Here is a 214-nt window from a genome sequence, read left to right as displayed (position 1 = left end):
CATACCTGCCCGAGCAGTCCAGGAGCTGTCCAAGAAATGATCAATGCCGATACATCGAACCCGCGCCGGGTCGTGATGACCTACGCCAACCGCGCACGCGAGCCCGAGCACGAGCGCCGTGTCCATGCCGCTATGGCCGAGCAGCTGGCCGGCTTGCTGGGGCTGAGCTATGGCGGTGAGTACGATCCGACCCGAGGTCACGAAACCCAACCCT

Annotated in this window: 1 pseudogene; it reads left to right on the top strand. The window is 64.0% G+C overall.

Annotation, left to right across the window (positions count from 1 at the left end):
- Positions 1-36 precede the first annotated feature (36 nt).
- Positions 37-214 (top strand): annotated as a pseudogene (locus tag U8L64_RS00025) (DUF3182 family protein); the annotation flags it as partial.

Origin of the sequence: Pseudomonas sp. FIP_A4, assembly GCF_036701605.1 — a bacterium.
Classification (GTDB): domain Bacteria; phylum Pseudomonadota; class Gammaproteobacteria; order Pseudomonadales; family Pseudomonadaceae; genus Stutzerimonas; species Stutzerimonas phenolilytica.
The sequence above is the reverse complement of the archived record's forward strand: the minus strand, read 5'-3'. Positions and strand labels throughout refer to the sequence as shown.